Here is a 20,492-nt window from a genome sequence, read left to right as displayed (position 1 = left end):
ATTGCTGTGGGCGATGCGCTACGCGCCCGCAAGCTACGGCTGACAGCAATCAAAATGACTAAGTTAAGGTAATAGCATCCAATCTTTCATCACGGCAGTAATCTATTGCAGAAGTGAGGATATCGTTAGCTATTTCTAGTCCGAATTTCTCATGGTCATTGTTCGGATTACGAGGAAAAGTGTTTAACATGAAGCCTTTCCCTAGCGGAGACTTAAACGGGAGAAAGTCGAATTCATAGATTTTGTCAGGTTCGATCGAGGGAAATTCTCTCTGTACAGTGACGAAAGTTGAGAGAGTTCCGCCAGAATCATTGATAACAAATCCCCAGACTTCTGTTACTGGCAGCACACCAAGTACAGAATTAATCTTTAAGATTCGGGGATTGATTTTGACGATCGCCATATTGAGCGATGGAAATTCTAAACCTTCTAAAGTGAAGTGTCCTTTAACTCGATTTTCTTTGTAACGAACAAATGGATCTACCTGGAAACTGGATTTATTGACAGAGATTATTGTCATTGTACAAAATAGTTGGTGGAATCAACATCCTAAAGCGAAGCACTTTGAAAAGTACAATCGCTTTAGGTTTATTTTAGCTCTTTAGATAATGAACATAAACGGCTAATGCTGGCACTTTATGTTCAGTTTTATTGAGTGCGATCGCCCGCTGTTTCTCTAAGTTTTCCAAGTACGGAGAACTGAGAAGCGCTTCATGTTTTGTTTCTGCTTCAGCAAGCATTTCCTTCAAATCGTTGATGTAAGCTTGACTGTTTTGGATAGCGGTTGCATTCGATCGACATAAATTATCGTATTCACGGCTGATATCCTCATTGAGCCGAACGACACTAAGATTCTCGTTATCGTAGCGAGTGCGAAGTTGAATAACGATTTTGGCATTATCATCGTTAAAGACTACGTTTTTGCGAGCTTTCTTAGACTCGATAATCTCGAAAGCTTCAAGAATAGCATCAGGTTCGATCGCTTCAGCTTCAACTTTCAACCTTTCAATTTTATTGCGAATTTCAGCAATTCTTTTGAGATGTTCCATGATAGAATTGTTGTGTGGAAATACCTGAACTGAATCACAAAAGCGGTTAGTCCTACGCTAACCGCTTTTTTTGTTGACTATTTGGCTACCAAGTTAAAGCATCTGCTGCTGCTTGTTCTGGAGTGCCAGTAAACTGATCTTCAAGACTAGAATTATCGAATAATCCAGCTTCATGAGCAGCGCCCATTTCTTCATAAACAGCTTCAACATCAAACTCTCGTTCGACGGCATCTTGTAACTCATCAAATGGTAGATGTCGATTGAAATGCTTGAAATCTTTGTTCAGATACCATTCAGGTTGAAGTTCGATCGACTCAAGATGATTCTCAATCCATTTCAGGAAGGCAAACTTAACTTGGTCAGGCGTGAACAAACTGGACTGCTGATGATCTATTGCCTGAAGCCGTTCAACAATTTCATCCAGATTGATAAGTTTGCCGATCGCTTCTAGAAGAATCTGATCTGATGCTTTGCCAAAAAGATTGGATTTGTCCGGTACTTTTGATTGAATTTCTGAGACAATTTGTGTTAGAGTAGTCGGAGATGTGATGGACATATTGTTACCTTTCATTGCTAGTATTCGCGACAGAGTAAAAATCTAGGAATCAGTACCTCTAGGCGAAGCCTTAAACGAGGTACTTTTTTTTGGCTTTATCTTTCAAAGTTGTGAAGTCAAATTAAGCTGAAAAACCTTATCATCAGCTTCAACGACATTGTAAATATCGTTGCTCATGTGTTCGATTTTGGCTTGAAACCAACGCACAAAGGCTAATTTGACATCCGAATCGTCGTACATCTGACAGTCACAGATGCAGCGAGATTTAAGCGTTTGTACGATCGCATCAACATCGAATATCTTTTCCACTTTTGAAAGATAATCGAAATCTTCTTCTGACCAAGTTTGTTGTTGCATTGAGAAACAGAAACGGAACATCACTCCCTTACAGCGAAGCAATATTTGTTTCTGTTTCTGTTTCTCAACTGTTTCTAAAGTGTTTCTAAACTGTTTCTGTTTCTGCTAGTGTTTCTGATGGGGGATTGGCTTTAGCGTAGGAATTGAGGAGATGAAGGAGACTAGCAGCAGCGACAGTAGTGTATTTAGTAGTCTGTGGTCGATGCGCTTCGCGCCCGCAAGCTACGGTTTTGTCAATGCGCTTAATCAAATAGGAACTGTCGGAGATGCGATCGCAACTGGTAATGTCTCCACGCTCGATCGCACCCTTGGCAAGTTTGGCGATCCGATTGTGGAGATGAGTCATCACTAATTTGACTTTCTTGGTTCCTTTCTTGGTCATGTTCCGTTCCTGGTAAAGTTTATGGTTGGATGTTGGTAAGATGTCCCCCCTTGAGAAGGGGGAGACGGGATGAAAGACAGCTAGAACAGCATTAACTGTTGATGAGTAGGTTGAATGATGAGATACTTACGTTCGGCGGGAACGTACTGATAAATGAGCAAATTCTTATCTCTAGCCATCTTGAAAGTAGTAGCAGTTCCTCCGCCCCGATTATGAGGATCGCCACTGAAAACAGCTAAACAGAGATCCGATCGCTTGACCATCCAAGCATTCCGAGCCTGCATGACACCGGGACTGTAATTCTGATAAAGGCAAACTTGCTCTGTTGCTTGTGCCAGCAACTTCTTGTAATGACTTTGCTGACGAGGTTTCCACAGAAGATGTTGGTCAGCGCAAGGAATTACGGCTGTCCATTTCAGCTTATGGTAAATGAAGATTTCAGCAGCTACTTGATCCGCGCCAAGTGCCATGCCCGTAAAAAACTTTTTGACACCTTGCTCAACTGCCATCATGATCAGTTTGTCAACTTCGACCCTGTAACTGTCTGTGATGTAGCGATGCCCGGTAATCATCGCTGTGTTGTATTGTTGTGGCTCAAAAGATTGCGAAAAATCATACTCAGTATCGCGAGTAAGTTTTCGATCGACACGCTGAAGTAACGCTGGAATATTGCTTGCTGGCATGAGTTGTTGACCTGAAAAAGAATCAACAACTCATGGCGAAGCATTACTAATTTTCTTGACTTTGGCTATTGGCTAATAAACTTGTCGAATTGTCAAGTTTAATCTGCCGTTATTCTTCAGTAACTTGGAAGTTTTGGGGAGAATTCTTTGGACTCCGTGATAGGCTAAACGGCTGTCACCGTGGAGGATAAGGACATCGCCCGATCGTAATAGAATGCCGTCGAGTGGATCTTTCCGACTGCGGTTGCTGCCGACAACAAAACTGCAATCGTCACCGAGAGATATTGAAATGATGCAGGGTTTGAGATTCTGCTCAGTATTATCTTGATGCAAACCTAACTTACTTTTGCCATTAGCTGGATAAAAGTTAATTAGACAAGTTTCGGGCTCATAATGAAACTCACCAACTAATTTGGCTAAACTTTGAGCAATCTCAATCAACTCTGTCGGCATTGCTGCGAAGGGCTGGTTAGTTACTGGATTGATGGGTGAATAACGATAACCTTTGCGATCGGATAGCCAGCCAACTTTCCCGCAACTGGTTTGGCTACAGTTAAACTTTTGACCCGTAGGCATCACGGGAATTGTCATCCCGCCATTAACTTTGGCTATATTTCGGGTCATGTCAACGAGATTGTGTTGTTCCTGAACAGAGAAATACTTTTTGAGGTGCAGCATGGTTGATTCCAGATAGGACAAATCAAATCCTTAACGCGAAGCGCTGTTGGTTATCTTCGATCGCTTTAAAAAAAATCTCCAGCGAGGGCTGGAGACTCTTCTATTTGCATTCAGATTTGCGCGAATCCATTTTCTGCTTGATGCGCTGGGGCAGACCCAGAATTGCGCCTTGATAGACTCGATGGCGCTACGCGCCCCGCAAGCTACGAACTCTTGCTCGAAGTGAGCGCCGACCGTGGCACTTTCAATCACCAACAAAGTTTCATCATTCGCTCGGTTGGCGGCTTCAGTCCAGTTGTGAGAACCGGTGATGACTTTGGTTCCATCAACAACACCGAACTTGTGGTGCAGTCGATCGCCAACAGGAAGTTTCGGCATTCCGACCGTTGCCAGTGGTTGACTCCAGGGACGGTTTTCGACTTCCAACTTGCAACCTTCGAGTAGGCTAGCGCCCATCATGTCCATCGCTTCGCTGTAGGGACGGTAGACAAAACTGGAATCAACCAAAGCTCTGATACTAACTCCAGTCTGGGATTTTCTACCCAGTGTATCTGCCAACTGCTGGGCAGAAAAGACGAACAGCGCCAGATTGACGGACTTGGATGAACTGGCTAAAGTCCGATTGATTAATCCATTCGGTGTCTGCTGCCAGGGAGTTTTGCTTGTCGCCGGCGAGAACTGAACTGCGACAGTCGCACCGCCAACAGAAACTCTGGCGATCGCACGGCTTGGCTTCTTGACACCAAACTTGCTGTCTGGCTTTCCGCCGGGGCCGTCCCCCCACATCTGACTGAACTCTTCAGTGAAAACTTTGGCTAGTTCTGGACTTTGCATTTTCAGCAGATTATTGGGATTGCCCCGACTCTCGGCGCTCTTGAAATCGCCGTGAATATCGCTGGTAGTGAAATTGGCTGAAGTGACGATGAGAGTTTTGCCATCAATGACAATGAACTTGTGGTGCATCAATCCGCTGCCTTTGCTGCCGTCAGCGGTATCGTCAATCATGGGGATTCCTGCTTCACGGACGATCGCCAGAGCATCACCGCTGGAGATTTCGGCATCGGAGAGAGAACCGTCTTTATCGGTATCTGCCAGGTGAACGAGTTCTGCATAGCGATCGCGCTCTCGCTTGGGTAACGCTTTCACCTGTGAGGGAGAAAGAGCGACGGGACGATTGTACAGATTTTCGATAATCAACCGAACTTTGATACCGGAGCGATGGCGATGCGCGAGAGCTTGCGCTATCCGAGGCAAGCGAAGTTCCTGAACTGCGACATCGACACTCTCGCGAGCACTGTTGATGGAATAGACCATAAGCTGTTCCAAATCATGACCTGGACGAGTGACCTGACGATATGGTTCTGTGTAGCTAGAAGTCTGAGATTGATTGAAATAAACCTGAAGTGATGGATCTTGAGGCAATGCTGTGACTACTGGAGCTGCGGTAATTTCTTCTGTTGGTTTTGGTTTCATGAATTGATTGCAGGAAACGAAACCAGCGAGAATTAAAACTGCTAAAGCGACGATTTTCTTGTTCATGATATTTTGGGTTGATGAGTAATATTTACGTGGGTCTAAAAAAAAATCTCTAGCACAAGCTAGAGATTTTCTTGTACTTGAACATTGCTATCTACAATCCTTGTCAGTTTTGATGACGACTTCGCCTTGATTGCCCAAAGCTCCGCCTCTAACCAAACAAAACTTCTTTCTTGTCCAGGGATGGCTGAATGTGATTGTTCCATGCTGACCGTAGCTACCACCAATTCCGCTGTTGGTTTCGCTACTCCAACTAATCAAAGTTGCTACATTGCTGCCAGCTCTGCCTGCAACTCTCGCATCAATGCCTCTAAAAGTTGATTCAATCTTGACTCCGCTGGGCAAGGAGATTTTCTCTCCACAAACTCCACCTAAACACTCTGCGATTGCTGCTTTCTCGCCTGTGAAAACTGCAACGCTTCTTACTTGACCATAATTAACAATTGCGTCATATCTGCTTTGCTTCGCTGTCTGAATTAACTGGACATGGGCTGCTGTGACTTTTGCATAACCAATCAATCCAGTAGCACCCAACAAACTAAGCGCTGCCAATTCACCAGCAATAACGATAGATACCAAAGTTTCAGTTAAGTTAGCCATGAGAAATACCTAAATAACGACAGTGAGCTGCATTAACTACAGCTCACTCCCTCATCGCGAAGCGCCCTCACTAAAAAAATTCACCTCGCTCTTTCTCTTTCTCTTAATTTAAAAGCCTCAATATCCATGACGGATATTAAGGCTTTTCTTTGGTATCGATCGGTATTAACTTACTTGATTAGAACTCATCAGTTCTATTGTTGTTGTTGTACTCTTTCTTGTTGGCATAATATTCAGTACGAATCTGCATCAATTCATCTGGCGTATATCCAAGGTCACTAACGAACTTATGGATTTCTGGCAGAACCATTGTATGAATCTTGTACGTTTCCCAGTCACGCTTGAAAACGTCATACAAATCTAAGCCTTTGAGATCGGTATCATTCTCAGCTTTGAACTGTGACCAAGCCAAGATACGAATTGCATCTCTCAAATTGGATGCTTCTTTTTCTGATTTGGTCAAGATATTGATAGCCATGATAAACCTCTAAGTAAAGTACAGAAAATCTAACTCAATCCCTTCTAGCGAAGCCATACAAAACGCTTAACTTCACCATTGTTTCTTCCTTGACCGATTAGTAGATTAAGTCAAACACTTTCGATCGAATCCAAAATATTTAACTTAATCTTATCATTCGCTGATGAACTAACTCACGCTAAAACAAATCGCCAATATCATATTCTTCGGGAGGAGCAGCCACATCGCTAGTATCAGATGAATCGTTGACTTTCCGAATAGGAGTAGCACTAGCCGTAGCTGTAGCCGTAGAAGTAGAACTAGGACTAGGACTAGAAGTAGCACCCGACTTCTTGGAATAATAGGTCGATCGAATGCTCAACAATTCTACCTCGGTAAACTCTAAACTTTTGGCGAAAGCGAGAAGTTCTTCATAAGTATTGTTATGAAGTGTTTCTTCTTTCCACTCTGCCTCAAACACAGCATAACCGCCATATTGCAGATTCTTGAGTGTTTCTTTGTTGGTAGATTTGTACTCTTCCCAAGCAAGAATGCGAAGTGCATCAAGTAACAAACTACGCTTTTTGGCAGTCTTGGACAGAAAAACAATAGCCATGATAAATTCCTTTGGTTTAATGTACAGTGATTTTGGAAACAGGCAGAAAACCTCTCTCATCTCCCTATCGCGAAGCGACCCTAACAGAAAAACTACTGGGGTTCTTTCTTCCGTTAACGATGAGAAAAACAGAAAACCTATCTCAACTCCCTATCGCAAAGCGACCCTAACAGAAAAACTACTGGACTTGTCTTTGCTTTAGCTCTAACTATCGATCGATGATGGAAAGATAAACTAACCATCATCAATCAGTCTTTAAATCAACAGTTAATCATCAGCAAAAGTAGGAGGATAAGGTTGTGCAATGGAGTAGTAGCATTCTCTGATAGTTAACAGTTGTTCGATCGAGAAACCTCTTTCTGCTGCTAGCTCTGTAAGTTGAGTCAAATCCATCGATCGAATCTGGCTCTTTTTCCAGCGACTGTAGAATCTACTGTGACGCAGATTTAAATCTTCACGAATCCGAGGATTTGTTTCACAAACCTCCCATGCGAGCACCCGGAACGCATCACGCAGGCGTAGAGTTTCCTGATCAGTTTCAGTTTGTGTATCTATTTGCATCATGTTTCTGTCCTCTTGTTACTGGTATAGAAAAGGTCATTGAGAAGCTGGATGAGAGTATCTTTGTTATCGATCGCTACCCTGAGTGCGTAAGGAAAGAGCAAATCAGATTCAGTTTCAAAGTGAATTTTGCCACTAAGACTAGAAGGTGCAAACGATACCTGAAGAAAACTCGTTCTAGGAGCTAGCACCAGTTGATATCTTTTCTCGCCTTTCCTTTTGTAAGCAACGTATTGCTGTTTGTTGAATCGTTCTAATCTGGTATTCTTCGCCATCCAAGACTCTGCGATCGAAAACAAATTTGTTCCGCCTTCGATGCTGTGGATGTGGCTAGATATCAATTTAGGTACACCGTCAACAACTTCAAATCTTTGAATCAAGTCGTAAACTATTTTGTCAGGTATGTTAGTTGTGTCAGTCATTTGATTTGCTCACGAATTGGATTAGGTTTATGTTAGTTTCTCCTCAGCAATTGAGTGAGGAGAAACTAAACAGTTGGCTACTTTTGCTTACAACGAATTACTTCAGCAACAAAGTCAGGAGTTAAGCCACGTACTTTAATTTCAAACGGGAAATCTTTAACACGCTTGGCTTTTCTGGCTTCTCCTTCTTTCTTGATTGTGTAACCGCCAACCTTAGCTACAACAGCTAGATATTTAGTAGCCTCAGTTGTCGACTTTACACCTATGTAAGTTATGAAAGATTCAAATCCTGAAGCAGCATCCGGCATTTCTTGCCAATTGAATTGATTATTGGTTGTGCCGACAATGGTGATTCGATCGCTCAATCTTACTACCACGTAACTACCGTGCGGTGATTTTTCGATAACTTCACCTTCAACACCTGCAAAATTCACTTTTTCCATGACTAAGATTCCTTACTAACTAACTCAACACTTCATAGCGAAGCAAAACACTAACAAACCTTAGAAACTATTTCTTGATTTTGTTTCTAAGGTTGTTTCTGATTTTGTTTCTGTAACTAATCTTGTTGCTGTTGTTGCTGTTGTAGTTGTGGAGTAAGGTCAGAAACAATTTGTACGATCGATTCAGCAGAAAGTCCGATTATCCGCATTTCATAGGGTGAATCCTTCAGGTATCTGGGTTGACGAAGTTCTTCATCAGGTTTCCCGCCAGCAAGGATGAGAGTCTTTTTGAGAAGTTTTGCCTCAATAGTCGATCGGACTGCGAGGTAGAGAGTAAACAGATTGGGGTGAAAGCCTTTAACATTATCAGTAGTTTCATCCCAAACAAAATCTTTAGTATAAATGCCTCGGATAACAGCACGTTCTGAGAGTTTGACAAGGAAGTAGCTATTATGTGGAGATAACGCTATGACTGTGCCTTGAATCCCACCAAAGTTTAGTTTTTGCATTTCAGTAATGATTACAGATAATCAATACTTTACAGCGAAGCAAAACGTAATTGCTGAACTTCTTGTATTTGCAAAAGTTACCAAATTACGTTATTCTATAATCAACAATATCAATGCAGCCGGGGGGAAATCAATGCAGAAAAAATATGTACCGCTGTACAAACCAAATCAACTAATCTTAGGAACTGGACAAATCGCAGTAGTCAGCGGATGGATAGACAAAGGTGCGATCGCAAAGAAGCTGGAACCAGAAGAATTTGCAGTGATAGGGCAACTGTACTCAGCAATTAGTGGAATCAATTACATAATCAGAAATCTACTGTACAACCCTCACGTTAGGTATCTGGTGATTGTAAATGCGACAGAGGAAGATAATAAGTCTGGTGCAGCAAAATGTCTGTTGCATTTCTTCCGACACGGGTTTGAACCGCATAAAAGGAATAATGATCCCGATTCAGACTGTTGGAAAATCATTTCAAAAACAGTGGGATACATAGACAAAGAAATACCATTTGAGAATCTGCAACGGCTGCGAGAATCGATCGAATGCCATGAAAAAATAAGCATCACAGAAGCTGTAATCCTAATAAAACAGTTAGCTAAAAAGGTAGAGAAAACACCCGAGCCGGAATGGGCAACGCCGATAACATTCCCCTTGATAGAAACCGTCCCAACGATTTTCCCTGGGCAGCGGTACGGACACCGCATAGAAGGAAAGACGATTGCAGAAACCTGGGTAAAAATAGTTCACCGTATCAAAACCACAGGTGTGTTGCGACCAACAGGTTATGACGGTCAATGGCAAGAATTGATAAATGTCATGGCAGTAGTCACCAATGAACCTGCTGATTTCTACTTTCCACAGCCTAACTATCTGCCGATGGATAGACAATATCTGGAACAATACATACCTTACATACTGGACGATGTACCCTATTACCGCGAAGGCGTAAAGTACACCTACGGGCAAAGACTGCGATCGTGGTTCGGACGCGATCAAATCGAACAAGTCATCGAAAAACTGATCAAAGAAATCGACGCTGCCAGCGCCGTCATGAACATTTGGGATTCTGGCTGTGGCAATTTATTCTCTCGACCCGATGGAGCTTCGGATCATGAATTTCCTGGCAGTCCGTGCTTGAATCATATCTGGGTTCGCGTGGTGGATGATGAAATCTTGCTGACTGGTACATTCCGCAGTAACGATATCTTTGGTGCATGGCCGGCAAATGCGATGGGATTGCGCGCGCTACAGCAACATATTCGAGATCAATTAGCTCGACGATCGAAGTATGATTTGAAAATGGGCCCGTTAATAACAATCAGTCAATCAGCCCATTTGTACGATAATACTTGGGAAACCGTTGATCAAATAATTGCTGACCAATACGCTAAGATTTGCGGTCAGAAGGAATATTCTGACCCAGCCGGGACTTTCTTGATTGAACTTGTCAATGGTCAAATAGAAGTTCAGCAACAGAGTCCGATCGGTGAAACTGTTACCAAATATTCTGGCTCCAACCCGCTTCAGTTAGCAACCCAGATTTGTAATGCTTCTCCGGCTATACTGCCGTTACATATTGCCTATCTGTCGATCGAACTGCAAAAAGCTTCTGAGTGTTTGAAGGCAAATCATCACTACATTCAAGATAAATAATTCCTACTTATCTTGAATGTAGACTTTTACATCACAGCATACAACTCTTCCCTTTCTACTTCTAATTCTAGCTCTAGTTCTTCTAGTTCTAGTTCTTCTAGCTCTACTTCGGTTTCGGTTTCTATGTCTGTGTCTATGTCTATGTCTGTTCTGATGGCAGATGGAACAAAGGATTTATAACGGGCTAGATGTTGCTGTCTGTGGTCGCTAGCAATTCCTTGGAAAACCTCTTTGATACACTTGATGCGTAGATGTTGAAGATTGATTGCACCTTGCGAATGCGCTGCCCAAGTTCCTTTCTGATGCAGATACAGACACATATAGAAACCGTAAGCTGAAAGAATTAATGCTGGACATTTGATGCCTGTGAGGTAGGGTTGAAATTCTTTGACTGGTAAACCTAACTTCTCTTTGCTGCCTTTATTTATCAGCCAGAAATCGGCATCGGCAAAGTTAGTTTTTACAATCCAGGTGAATAATGATGGGTTTTCCATACTTCGCTTTGGGAGTAACATCATCTCCTCAAAACGAAGTATTTCTATTTATCTTTCTTCACTTCACTTCTTACCTGTACCTCTACCTGTACCTGTACCTGTAGCGGACATGACGGTCACATGAGCATGACATGACCGTCACATGAGAATGAGTCAAAAGTTAGACAGCCCGATCGAATTCCCAGGATAAAAGTTTTTCCTCAGTTGTCTGTTCAGTTTCAACAAAATATTCTAAATGTTGAGCAACGGTAACTGAAGGGACGATCGACTTAACTGTAACTACTCCGCAGACGGTCAAATAACGACTACCGACCTGGATGCGATCGCCGTTCTGACATAACGGAAGCTGGCATGACAAAGAATATTCCTTCCTACCATCTACACAAACATAGACACCGCCCCGCCAAACCAAATTCTGGATAGCTGGCAAATCAAACTGATCTGGGTTGGCGATCGGCGCAACTACCTTCTTTCCTGTCGCTGTAACTGTAACTAAACTCATCTCAAAACTCCTTCACGGGTAGAACGTGGGCAAAACTCACGTCCTTACCGCAAAGCGTTTAACTGTTAACCTCAGCTATTTACAGATTAAGTCTGTTCCTGTTCCTGTTTCTGTTACTGTTTTTGTTACGGTAACAGTTTCGATAACTGTTTCTGTAACTGTGGTGGAAGGTGGAGAAGGTTTCCAGGGAGTAAAGATTTCAGTATCCTCAAAAAGCTCTTGAGGACTGATGGTAGAGTTAGGACGCTTCAGGATGCCTTTATCTCGGTAGAATAACTGCTCATCCAAGGCGTAGGCAACAAGTTCGCTGCAAATCCATTTCTCAGGATGATTAAGCAGATTGCCTAACAGTTCCTCCAACTTCCCGGTCAGCAGTCGATCGAGCATCCGTCCAGGGAAAGTTCCTGAGAGTCCTTGGGTTAAGATTGCGCCGAAATCATATTCTTTGCCGATTTCGAGACTGGCTTTGTGTGCGATCGCATAACCTACCGCATCGTTGAAAAATATAGGTTTGCGGAAGAAGATTTGACAGTTAGGGTCATTGAAGTATTTGCTTAGGGTGCAAACCTTGACTGTGTTATTTGCCATATCTGCTTCGATACATTGATCCTCGCCAGCGACAATCAAGGTATGAGTTACATGGATATCGCTTATCAAATCCCAGCCCGTAAAATAAGCGATGCCGATCGATGTTGCGTCCGCTCCTTTGTTGAGGAATCCTATGTACCCAGTTTTATAGTTCTCTCCATACTTGGGTACTATGTCTGTTACTTTGATTGCTGATTTATCGGGACTATCGAGAGATTCTGTTTCTAACATTAGCGTTATACTCTAACTAAATAGCTAGAGTATAACACTCATTTCTATCACTCTTCTATGACTGTTCTATCACTGGATAGGCTGACCAATACCACTCTAGAAAACGCTTAATGAACTGAGCAGTGGGTAAGTCGTAATGGCTGACATACCAAAGGAATAGAGGCTCATCTCTAACTTTTTCACAGAACCGGATTATGTGTCTATTTACTGTTTGAGTTTCAATTTTATTCCACAGAATATGGCGTTTTTCTTCTGCCGTGCTACCTTCAAAGAACGTTGCTATATTAGTTAATTCTTTGCTCTGTTTTCTTGACCAAGTAAATAATGCAACGTTTTTGCCTTCGTAACCAACGCAGTAATGACCTTTGAGAAGGTCTTTGTCAACAGGTTTGCCGTTTCGATCGAAATAGGTTTTCTCGCGTCTGTTGACATCGTAGGGAAAAAGGTTGATGGGATTGATGTGAATTTGTGACATAATTATCCTCAATAAAACTGTGTATAGGTCACTTTCTTATCGCGAAGCGACCCTTGCCAACAGACTTCAACTACCTCCAATTCTGATTATTTTGGTTTTCTTTCCAGTTCGATCGATATTCTCTTTAGTTCCCCGACTGTTGCCATCCCAGAGAGCCAAACCGTAATCGCAAATTGAGCACATTGCTATATCTCGATTGACATAGCTTCCTGCAACTCCCACCGTTTCATATCCTGTGGTGTTTCTCGGTTTTGCGTTACCGTCCCACAAAGCAAAGTAAACCTTAACGTTGAGGTAATTCGATCGACGTAGATATTCTTGGACTAGCTTGTCTACGCCTCCCGCATCACCAACAATTATCGAAAAGTTTAGCTGCATTATTCGATCGATTGATGGTAATCCAGCACTGATATCTTTGATAGAACGACTGCCAGAAATCATTACAATTTTAGTCAGATTAGTCATATTTGTTGGTTAATAACTGCTTCCCAAACACGAAGTGAAAGTGATAGAATTAAAATAAAGTCACTAACATGAAACTAGAATGCGTTGATTTATTTGCCGGAATAGGAGCTTGGGAACTAGGCAGTAGTTTAGTTAACAAAAACTCTCAGATTAAATTAGAGACGATCGAATTCGTAGAAAACAATCCTTACTCCCAACAAGTTCTTAGAACGCACTTTCCAGGAATTCCAATCCATTCCGATATCTGTAACTACCTACCAACCAAAAATAAAGCCGATGTCTTTTTCGTCTCATTCCCCTGCCGAGGCACATCAAGAGCCGGAACCAAAACCGGACTCGTTCATGTTGAATCAAGTTTATGGTTCCAAGCACTCCGCTGCATCATACTCGGTAGACCAAGTTTTGTTCTGGTGGAAAATCCAATCGGGGTTATCGATCGAGGGCTACGAACAATTATTGCCGGATTCAGACTGGCTGATTATCAAACAGAAATTGAAGTTATCAGCGCGTCGGAGTGCGGTGCGCCACACGAGAGACAAAGAGTGTTTGTCATTGCCCACCGTAACGACTTACAGCTCCAGCAACGGCAAGGGTGGACCTGCTGGTCTGACAACATTGGAAAGTACATTACGATCGCAAAATCGTTTATCAGCTACCCAGAAACTAAACCCAGAGCTTTGTCTGTGGATGCTCGGAATCCCTCATACTTGGCTGGAGTGCATTATGACCACTGGTGGAGAATGAATCCACCACCAGTCAGTCCTGGATTAAAGCCGAGAACGCCTGGAAGACGTGAAGCAGTAACTCTAGCTGGTTTGTCGATCTGCGTCCCCCAAGCCACTGTGCCCTTAATGCGTCTCCAGTTCCTCGCTTCTTTACTTCCTCAACATTAGTAATTGTTGCAAAGAGATGAGCAATGTAGAAGAGCAAATCCGTTTGTACCGTCAAGGGCTGTCTTATTCCCAGATAGCCAAACATACCAACACGACAGCAGCAATGGTACAGCGCAGCATCAGAGCCTGGAATCTACATCCTAAGCAAGTAGAACCAGTTACTCAATCTGTTGAAGAAATTCAAGCTCTGAGAGAACGCATTCGTAGCTTGCGGGGCGGAACGCCATCGCTCAGAGCCGAAGGTCTATCAATGAAGGCGATGCGCGAAGCGCCCGCAAGCTACGGTCGGCAAGTCGGCATTGAAGAAATTCTTGTTTATCGACATCTGCAAATTCTGGGATTGCTTTAGCCATTTAGTTAGCCAATAAGTCTAACAAATTCAATTGTTGCCATTCCTCATCGTTCTTTCGATCGATATTTCTGTCGATATTTCTGTCAACTGTTTTAGGACTAACAACAGAACTAACGTGTTTCCAGATATAATTCTTTTTGATGTATGCGATCGTCCGTGGAGACACATCAAACAATATACTGAGTCTTTCAGCGCTTAAATTCGTCTCAAGTAGCAAAACTTTGATTTGAAAGACTTCTTTTTCGGTTAGCTTAGAATGAGGATTTTTAGAACCTTTATTCGAGCGTCCTTTTGCCACCATGTCACTCATATTTTCTTGATGAGTGCCGAGGAATAAGTGCTCAGGATTTACACAAGGCGGATTATCACATTTATGACAAACAAACATACCTTCAGCTATTTCGCCATTGTATATCATAAAACTTACACGAGAAGCATTCATCCTCGTTCTCTTTAGTTTAACTTTTAGATTGAATTGACCATAACCTTTATGATTACGGTACAAATCTGTTATCCAGCAATCCTCTTTGCTGATAATGTGTTTTTCAAACTGTTTTTTGATACGATCGAAATGTTCCATATAATTGTCCATAATTCATCCTACTTCAATAATTCAACGTCAGAAATCCATGAAAACAAGAATCAAAACAGGAAACAGAAACAGAAACACACGAAGATTTTTTCTACAGATAAACAAGGAAGAAAAAGTAAAGGTAAAGTGTTTTATTGCCCAGGTTGAAGGTGTTGAGGGTCATGCTGTCTATTTAGCGATCGAACGAATGGGAGAAGTGGAACTAACAGTAGTTTCTATTCATTCTACAGTAATAAAAGCTTGGAGTGTCGTCGTAGCAGCTAGAAGAATCTTAGAAAGCAGCAGTTACAGCAACCAGCACAGCAACGAACTTATTCTTAAGACTTTCCTTACTGCGCTGCTTGCTGATTCTTCTTCATATCCTGTACAAGATCCTGAAGAAATTCAGATTGATAGTCCGAGAAAGTGGAAGATTTTCAGCACTAAATCCAAACATCCTCACTTTGCCAAGGGGGTTTTTGTCATCGGCACATCACCAACTGAAATTCTAATGCTGGAAGATCAACCCAAAAAGTTAATCTTGTCTAATACCTACATGATGTCTGCTTATATTGCTGATTTTATGAATCAGCACCATCTTGATTCTCTACTTATGACGGATATCAATCGCTTAATCCGTGAAGCCCAGAGAGCTTTTTCTTCAACCAAACATCACATTGTTTGTTCTTTCACCCCTGCTGAACTTCTTGAATGGGCTTATAAATAATCCATTGCCATTACTCGCTCAAACTCTTTGACGACATAGTTCATAAACTTTGGGTTTCGATCGAACAACTTGGAAAATCTCTCAGGCATACTACGAAACCCTTGCCCTACCAGTTCTTCTACCATGAAAAACACAGCGTAGCCGAAATAATAAAGCTTAGGAGCTATATCACCCTCTGCTGTTAAACCTTCTGTTGATATGTACGATTTCTCATTTTCATCCACATACTGAACAAAATAGAGGATTCCGCCACTTTTCAGCTCTATGAATTCTCTATTATTCTCAGTCAAACTTCCATTCGGTCGATCGAGCTTAAACTCCCTATACATTGATTTTCCTAACTCGTTCATCTCCACCAAGCGGTTATTTAGTCTCAGATTTTCTGCTTGGATTCTCAACGTTTCTATTATCAGATCCGTGTTGTACTTTGTTAATTCCGTATTCTCGATCAACAATTCCGTATTCTCTGCCAACAAACGCTCATTTTCCTTGGATAAATCACTGTTATCTGACATAAAAACTCTCAATTATTTATTACATTATAGCAAGAATTAAGGTTGCAGGTAGCTTCGCTTTTAGGTTTTGATGTTCTTTTTTTAAGTTAATGATAGTAACAGAAACAGAAACAAAACGTGTAGTGAATATTCATTGTGATGGTGCTTGTTCAGGAAATCCGGGACCGGGTGGTTGGGCTGCATTACTCACGATTCCAGGTACAAAGAAAGAGAGAATGATTAGTGGTAAAGCTGAGACAACCACTACTAACAATCGCATGGAGCTGACAGCAGCGATCGAAGGATTGAAAGCGCTCAAAAAGCCCTGCAACGTAACCCTGTTCTCGGATTCCACTTACGTCATCTATACTATGACCAAAAAGTGGAAGCGCAACGCCAATCAAGATTTGTGGGAAGAACTTGATAAGTTAGCAAAAGTTCATGAAGTAACATGGATCTGGCTAGCTCGAAACTCTACTCCTGAATTGACTGAGTGCGATCGGATATCGAAACAGGAAAGTACCAAGTAATCCTAAGCAGATATAAGGGCAGTAGTAGGCAGTAATAGTATGATTTGAACTACAATATTGGTTATCGTTCATTCAAATCACAATTCTGATTATGCCTACTACTGCTGATGCAATAACCGATGTCTGGGCAAACTTTCAATCGTTAACAGGCGTAAGTGAAGTCAAAAAGATAATGGATGCTCCCCAGGAATGGGTACTGCAACAACCACTAACTCAAGGATTATTAGCTCATCCAGTAGGGAAAGCTATTCTGAGTTGGCTTCAGTCGTCACAAAATGTCTTGGCATTTCCTATGTTGATAGGTCAATGCGGAACCGCATTCTTGGAAACATCCCACGGCATAAACAGAGCTTACAACAGCAAACTTTATGACAATTTAGCGGGTGCTGGTGAAAGAGCGTTGGCTGCACTAACTTCTACCAGTACAGAGAAAGGTATCTATGGCGATGTCATAAATGCTTTCAACAGCAGCTTAAATCTGCCAGAACTGTCCAAAACAGGAGTAAAAATTGATTACGCGATGGGTGAAGCTTGGACATCAATCAATACTAAAAAGCTTCAAATGCAGGAAGAAGCCAGAAAATTAAGAGATCAATATTTCCGGGAATTGCAAGATGAGCGTTTAAAACTGGATGAAAGAAGAAGAACCAGAGCTAGATACAACAATGTAGCTAAAAGTTTGGTGGCTATGGGTGATGCGCCAATTCCTTCTCCTAGAATTGTACGATCGACCACAGGAACAATCACAGATACAGGAACTGGTGGTGGAACAGTAATAGCTCACGGCAATTACAACATTAACTCAATTTATAACGATCGAATCTTGTCAATCAGAAGCATCAAAGTAAATGCCAGCGCTTTGATTATTGTCCCGGTGGTAGCGCCGATCGTTGCTGTTGGCGGTGCTTTGGCGACTGTAGGAGTGACCGCAGGCATAATTTCTACCATAGCAAGCTGGTTTTTGACGAATTGTATGAATCTGATTGGAATGCCAGCCAGTTTAATTTCAGCTCTCACTCATTGCGTAACTTCGATCGTACTCAAAGTTTCAGGCAGCGCTGGAGCTCAAGCACTAAGATTCTTTGCTGCTTCTGCCTTGAAAGCTAACGAAGCTTTGTTGATGACGGTTTTTGGTACGACGAATATGAATGTTACTGCCTGGATGTTTTTGCTGGCTATGGCGGGCCCGATTTTAATTGTCTCAATCATTATTATTTTAGCCATGCGAAACAAGACTGCCTTAGCGAAAACTCTCTACGTTTTTGGAGATTTAGTCGATAATCCCAACCGATTTAATCTCAGAGTAGCTTCCATGTACGATACTAATGCGATCGAGATATTGGAACAATTCAAAGCCTCAGCTAGAGATATGCGAAACAATGCCAAACTTGCTATGAGCCAAATTATAGGACTCGGGGTAGATCCAAAAAACGAATTTGCTATTTGTTATAATCTAACCAATCCTGATAATCCCATTCAAGTTACTGGACAAGAAGCAATCCTGGCATTATTAGGATCTGATAAAGTTGCTAGAATAGCAACAGGTAGACTCAACTTTATGGACTTCATTTAATCAAATGGCAACCATCTATGAATTGACTTATGACTGGTACGGCGCAGATGAAACACTGGCTAAAGTAGCAACAACTGCTGTTTGGTCAGTGTGGGATTGCGTAGCGAAAAACTGGTCAAATGCTCCCAAAGTTACTTTGCGAAATATTCTGCTTTCAGGGTTGCACAAAGATGTTGGGAAAGACAGATTTTGTATTGGTGAAATCCCAGAGAATACAAAAAATGCTGCATTGCTGAATCCATTTGTAGTTGATAAAACCGATCGATATCAACTAGATTTAGCAAGCAACTCTCGGAATCATGGTAGGTTTACATTCAATCTGGCTCCGATCGGCAAAGATTACTATGGAGATGCAACAACGGAACAATGGAAACGAATTATTTATGGCAGTATTCTTCACACCGGATGCAAACACTTAATTGGACGCGACTTCAATTATGTGATTGTTGACGATACAGCAAAAGATGATAACGGCAATCCGCAAGATGATCCAACAAATGGTAGACACTGGAATAGCGGAGACAGTCACGCCAAAGCTTCCAGAGAATTTATGGAGATTCTTGGTGCAGGAACAGTAGAGTTTGACCCGAATGAAATTGATGCTGATATTCCTATTCAATTTCGCATAGCCTCATTTAAACAATGGGTAGCAAAAGGGACGATCGCCTATAATCCTCTGTTAGATAATTCAGGCTATGATTTGGTGATTCCCTGGAGTTCGCTGAAAGGCAAAAAACCAGCACTAGGAAATTACAGCGGTAAATTGCTCTGCGGGTTGGTATTTGAAGCAGAACAACGTACAGCCAAAGCTGGCTGGATGCTATTTCAATGGTTTAAATTTGAAACCCTAGAAGAAGATAGGATTATTACCCGACTTCGAGAAAAATGTGAAAAGTTGGCAGGTGCTACGAACTCGATTCAAGCTTTGGCGACACAGTTGAGAATCCATCAATATGAAGCAGAGCTAGAGCAAGAACAAGGCGATAGTATCCAGTCAGAAGCTGAATATGTCAACACCGCAATGGAGATTATCAAATATGACATAAAAGGCAGACTGTTACTGCATCCCTACATCACAGGCAAGGTAGCAGAAAGACTTCGCGCAGTTTGGCTCAACTTAGCCAAAGCAGCCGGAGTTCGTTTCTGGTCACTCATGTCCCAACCTGATGAGTATTTCCAAAAGTACGAAAGTACGGATGAGAACAACGTAACCACTTTTACCGAAAAAGTTTTCTGTGCACCGGGGATGCCGATCGGTGAGTATATCGTTTTCTGTAATCCGATGCGACATTGGGGAGACTGCCAGCTTTGGATCAACCGTCATGAAGGCACTTATGCCAGAGGACATGGATTGATGGCAGCCTCGACAAAATTAATGTTGGCTCTGGGCAGAGACTTTGACGGCGACTTTGTTCAACTCATCTTATCTACCGAGTATCCAGCTCTGAGAGATGCGATCGCCAACTTTGACACACCTCCATCCGTTGACAAGCTTCCTAAAATGGCGCTGACCGGAACTCTCCAAGAAGTTGCGGTTAATTCGATGAATGACAGCACCGGGATTGTGGCTTCACTTCTCGGTCGCGCCAGAGGTGCGGGAGCAGAAGGAATAGTGCTGATGATTCCTCCCGGTGGGATGCAGACCGCTCCCAAAGAAATGACAATTATCGACTTCCTCAGCCAGGAATTGCAAATCGCGGTTGACTCATTAAAATCTGCATATCCCAATAATGATAAGGGTTTGCAGGCTGTTACCGATTATCTCAATACTCTCGGAGACACGGCTAAAATCCCTTGGCTCAAAGATTTCAAAGATGATGCGGTTTATCTAACCCGAGACTGTTCTGTTGCTGATGGTGCGATCGATACCATCTCCCGCCTGGTCAGAGTCGTTAACAGCTACTGGCGACCAGCTCAACTGGAAACCAACATCAACATCAACTCCTTTGAAAATGCACTCTTTGTGGGTGTTGTAGTCGATCAAAAGCAGTTAGATTTTGCTTTTGAGCAACGCAAAGGATACGCGGACGAGATGAAGGTTGCGATCGAATGGAAAAAGCAAAACGATGGTGACACTACCAAAATCCGTGA

29 protein-coding genes are annotated in these 20,492 nt (G+C 42.3%); 7 read left to right on the top strand and 22 right to left on the bottom strand.

Translation table 11 applies throughout. The annotated features are described in order from the left end of the window. Positions 1 to 58 precede the first annotated feature (58 nt). The 15 genes from QUB30_RS28540 to QUB30_RS28470 form a co-directional block, all read right to left on the bottom strand. Complete coding sequence (locus QUB30_RS28540) at positions 59 to 520, bottom strand: hypothetical protein (RefSeq protein WP_333340769.1); 462 nt, start codon at positions 518 to 520, stop codon at positions 59 to 61. A gap of 73 nt (positions 521 to 593) precedes the next feature. Next, positions 594 to 1,049 carry a hypothetical protein gene (locus tag QUB30_RS28535; RefSeq protein WP_333340767.1) on the bottom strand — a complete coding sequence of 152 codons (456 nt, stop codon included), beginning with the start codon at positions 1,047 to 1,049 and terminating at the stop codon, positions 594 to 596. 85 nt (positions 1,050 to 1,134) lie between these two features. After that, positions 1,135 to 1,620: a hypothetical protein gene (locus tag QUB30_RS28530; RefSeq protein WP_333340762.1), complete on the bottom strand. Its 486-nt coding sequence runs from the start codon at positions 1,618 to 1,620 to the stop codon at positions 1,135 to 1,137. A gap of 87 nt (positions 1,621 to 1,707) precedes the next feature. Beyond that, positions 1,708 to 1,962 carry a hypothetical protein gene (locus QUB30_RS28525; RefSeq protein WP_333340759.1) on the bottom strand — a complete coding sequence of 85 codons (255 nt, stop codon included), beginning with the start codon at positions 1,960 to 1,962 and terminating at the stop codon, positions 1,708 to 1,710. A gap of 85 nt (positions 1,963 to 2,047) precedes the next feature. Continuing rightward, positions 2,048 to 2,344 carry a hypothetical protein gene (locus QUB30_RS28520; protein ID WP_333340756.1) on the bottom strand — a complete coding sequence of 99 codons (297 nt, stop codon included), beginning with the start codon at positions 2,342 to 2,344 and terminating at the stop codon, positions 2,048 to 2,050. An 80-nt stretch (positions 2,345 to 2,424) separates the two neighbouring features. Next, complete coding sequence (locus tag QUB30_RS28515) at positions 2,425 to 3,027, bottom strand: SLOG family protein (RefSeq protein ID WP_333340752.1); 603 nt, start codon at positions 3,025 to 3,027, stop codon at positions 2,425 to 2,427. Between the two features lie 72 nt (positions 3,028 to 3,099). Next, entirely contained in the window at positions 3,100 to 3,705 is a 606-nt protein-coding gene (locus QUB30_RS28510) for an alpha-ketoglutarate-dependent dioxygenase AlkB (RefSeq protein ID WP_333340749.1), read from the bottom strand. A 30-nt stretch (positions 3,706 to 3,735) separates the two neighbouring features. Continuing rightward, positions 3,736 to 5,244: a phospholipase D-like domain-containing protein gene (locus tag QUB30_RS28505; RefSeq protein WP_333340747.1), complete on the bottom strand. Its 1,509-nt coding sequence runs from the start codon at positions 5,242 to 5,244 to the stop codon at positions 3,736 to 3,738. 87 nt (positions 5,245 to 5,331) lie between these two features. Then, positions 5,332 to 5,841 (bottom strand): hypothetical protein, encoded by a 510-nt coding sequence (locus tag QUB30_RS28500; protein WP_333340744.1) that lies wholly within the window; start codon positions 5,839 to 5,841, stop codon positions 5,332 to 5,334. A gap of 178 nt (positions 5,842 to 6,019) precedes the next feature. After that, on the bottom strand, positions 6,020 to 6,319 hold the full coding sequence (locus QUB30_RS28495) for a hypothetical protein (RefSeq protein ID WP_333340742.1): 300 nt from the start codon (positions 6,317 to 6,319) through the stop codon (positions 6,020 to 6,022). 178 nt (positions 6,320 to 6,497) lie between these two features. After that, positions 6,498 to 6,914: a hypothetical protein gene (locus QUB30_RS28490; protein WP_333340739.1), complete on the bottom strand. Its 417-nt coding sequence runs from the start codon at positions 6,912 to 6,914 to the stop codon at positions 6,498 to 6,500. Between the two features lie 267 nt (positions 6,915 to 7,181). After that, positions 7,182 to 7,478 (bottom strand): hypothetical protein, encoded by a 297-nt coding sequence (locus QUB30_RS28485; RefSeq protein WP_333340737.1) that lies wholly within the window; start codon positions 7,476 to 7,478, stop codon positions 7,182 to 7,184. Further along, on the bottom strand, positions 7,475 to 7,897 hold the full coding sequence (locus tag QUB30_RS28480; RefSeq protein WP_333340734.1) for a hypothetical protein: 423 nt from the start codon (positions 7,895 to 7,897) through the stop codon (positions 7,475 to 7,477). The genes QUB30_RS28485 and QUB30_RS28480 overlap by 4 nt, the downstream gene beginning before the upstream one ends. Before the next feature lie 77 nt (positions 7,898 to 7,974). Next, a complete protein-coding gene (locus QUB30_RS28475; protein WP_333340732.1) occupies positions 7,975 to 8,340 on the bottom strand; it encodes a hypothetical protein in 366 nt (121 codons plus the stop codon). A 116-nt stretch (positions 8,341 to 8,456) separates the two neighbouring features. Next, positions 8,457 to 8,849: a hypothetical protein gene (locus QUB30_RS28470; RefSeq protein ID WP_333340729.1), complete on the bottom strand. Its 393-nt coding sequence runs from the start codon at positions 8,847 to 8,849 to the stop codon at positions 8,457 to 8,459. Between the two features lie 133 nt (positions 8,850 to 8,982). Between QUB30_RS28470 and QUB30_RS28465 the strand changes: the two genes are divergently transcribed. Further along, positions 8,983 to 10,506 (top strand): thymidylate synthase, encoded by a 1,524-nt coding sequence (locus QUB30_RS28465; protein WP_333340726.1) that lies wholly within the window; start codon positions 8,983 to 8,985, stop codon positions 10,504 to 10,506. Positions 10,507 to 10,532: 26 nt separating this feature from the next. Here the strand turns inward: QUB30_RS28465 and QUB30_RS28460 are convergent, their stop codons facing one another. The 5 genes from QUB30_RS28460 to QUB30_RS28440 form a co-directional block, all read right to left on the bottom strand. Then, the gene (locus QUB30_RS28460) at positions 10,533 to 11,000 is read right to left on the bottom strand and encodes a hypothetical protein (protein WP_333340724.1); all 468 of its coding nucleotides are present in this window, start codon (positions 10,998 to 11,000) and stop codon (positions 10,533 to 10,535) included. 160 nt (positions 11,001 to 11,160) lie between these two features. Continuing rightward, positions 11,161 to 11,502: a hypothetical protein gene (locus tag QUB30_RS28455; RefSeq protein WP_333340721.1), complete on the bottom strand. Its 342-nt coding sequence runs from the start codon at positions 11,500 to 11,502 to the stop codon at positions 11,161 to 11,163. Positions 11,503 to 11,577: 75 nt separating this feature from the next. Further along, positions 11,578 to 12,321: a hypothetical protein gene (locus tag QUB30_RS28450; RefSeq protein ID WP_333340718.1), complete on the bottom strand. Its 744-nt coding sequence runs from the start codon at positions 12,319 to 12,321 to the stop codon at positions 11,578 to 11,580. 55 nt (positions 12,322 to 12,376) lie between these two features. Then, complete coding sequence (locus QUB30_RS28445) at positions 12,377 to 12,796, bottom strand: hypothetical protein (RefSeq protein WP_333340715.1); 420 nt, start codon at positions 12,794 to 12,796, stop codon at positions 12,377 to 12,379. Between the two features lie 66 nt (positions 12,797 to 12,862). After that, on the bottom strand, positions 12,863 to 13,261 hold the full coding sequence (locus QUB30_RS28440) for a hypothetical protein (protein ID WP_333340713.1): 399 nt from the start codon (positions 13,259 to 13,261) through the stop codon (positions 12,863 to 12,865). A 68-nt stretch (positions 13,262 to 13,329) separates the two neighbouring features. Between QUB30_RS28440 and QUB30_RS28435 the strand changes: the two genes are divergently transcribed. Continuing rightward, positions 13,330 to 14,154, top strand: coding sequence for a DNA cytosine methyltransferase (locus QUB30_RS28435; protein WP_333340710.1), 825 nt, complete (start codon positions 13,330 to 13,332; stop codon positions 14,152 to 14,154). A 16-nt stretch (positions 14,155 to 14,170) separates the two neighbouring features. Further along, on the top strand, positions 14,171 to 14,503 hold the full coding sequence (locus QUB30_RS28430) for a hypothetical protein (protein WP_333340707.1): 333 nt from the start codon (positions 14,171 to 14,173) through the stop codon (positions 14,501 to 14,503). A gap of 4 nt (positions 14,504 to 14,507) precedes the next feature. Here the strand turns inward: QUB30_RS28430 and QUB30_RS28425 are convergent, their stop codons facing one another. Then, positions 14,508 to 15,098: an HNH endonuclease signature motif containing protein gene (locus tag QUB30_RS28425; RefSeq protein ID WP_333340704.1), complete on the bottom strand. Its 591-nt coding sequence runs from the start codon at positions 15,096 to 15,098 to the stop codon at positions 14,508 to 14,510. A gap of 37 nt (positions 15,099 to 15,135) precedes the next feature. Between QUB30_RS28425 and QUB30_RS28420 the strand changes: the two genes are divergently transcribed. Further along, a complete protein-coding gene (locus QUB30_RS28420) occupies positions 15,136 to 15,804 on the top strand; it encodes a hypothetical protein (RefSeq protein WP_333340702.1) in 669 nt (222 codons plus the stop codon). Here the strand turns inward: QUB30_RS28420 and QUB30_RS28415 are convergent. Continuing rightward, positions 15,795 to 16,319, bottom strand: a complete 525-nt coding sequence (locus QUB30_RS28415; protein WP_333340699.1) for a hypothetical protein — start codon at positions 16,317 to 16,319, stop codon at positions 15,795 to 15,797. The two genes, QUB30_RS28420 and QUB30_RS28415, sit on opposite strands and share 10 nt — an antisense overlap. A gap of 89 nt (positions 16,320 to 16,408) precedes the next feature. On the opposite strand from QUB30_RS28415, the gene QUB30_RS28410 reads away from it, so the two are divergent. The 3 genes from QUB30_RS28410 to QUB30_RS28400 all read left to right on the top strand — a co-directional run. Continuing rightward, positions 16,409 to 16,828, top strand: a complete 420-nt coding sequence (locus tag QUB30_RS28410; RefSeq protein ID WP_333340695.1) for an RNase H family protein — start codon at positions 16,409 to 16,411, stop codon at positions 16,826 to 16,828. 91 nt (positions 16,829 to 16,919) lie between these two features. After that, positions 16,920 to 18,401: a hypothetical protein gene (locus tag QUB30_RS28405; protein ID WP_333340692.1), complete on the top strand. Its 1,482-nt coding sequence runs from the start codon at positions 16,920 to 16,922 to the stop codon at positions 18,399 to 18,401. A gap of 4 nt (positions 18,402 to 18,405) precedes the next feature. Beyond that, a partial coding sequence (locus tag QUB30_RS28400; RefSeq protein WP_333340689.1) for a hypothetical protein occupies positions 18,406 to 20,492 on the top strand: 2,087 nt, incomplete at its 3' end.

It is taken from the genome of Microcoleus sp. BROC3 (assembly GCF_036702515.1).
In the GTDB taxonomy this organism is placed as follows: domain Bacteria; phylum Cyanobacteriota; class Cyanobacteriia; order Cyanobacteriales; family Microcoleaceae; genus Microcoleus.
The sequence above is the reverse complement of the archived record's forward strand: the minus strand, read 5'-3'. Positions and strand labels throughout refer to the sequence as shown.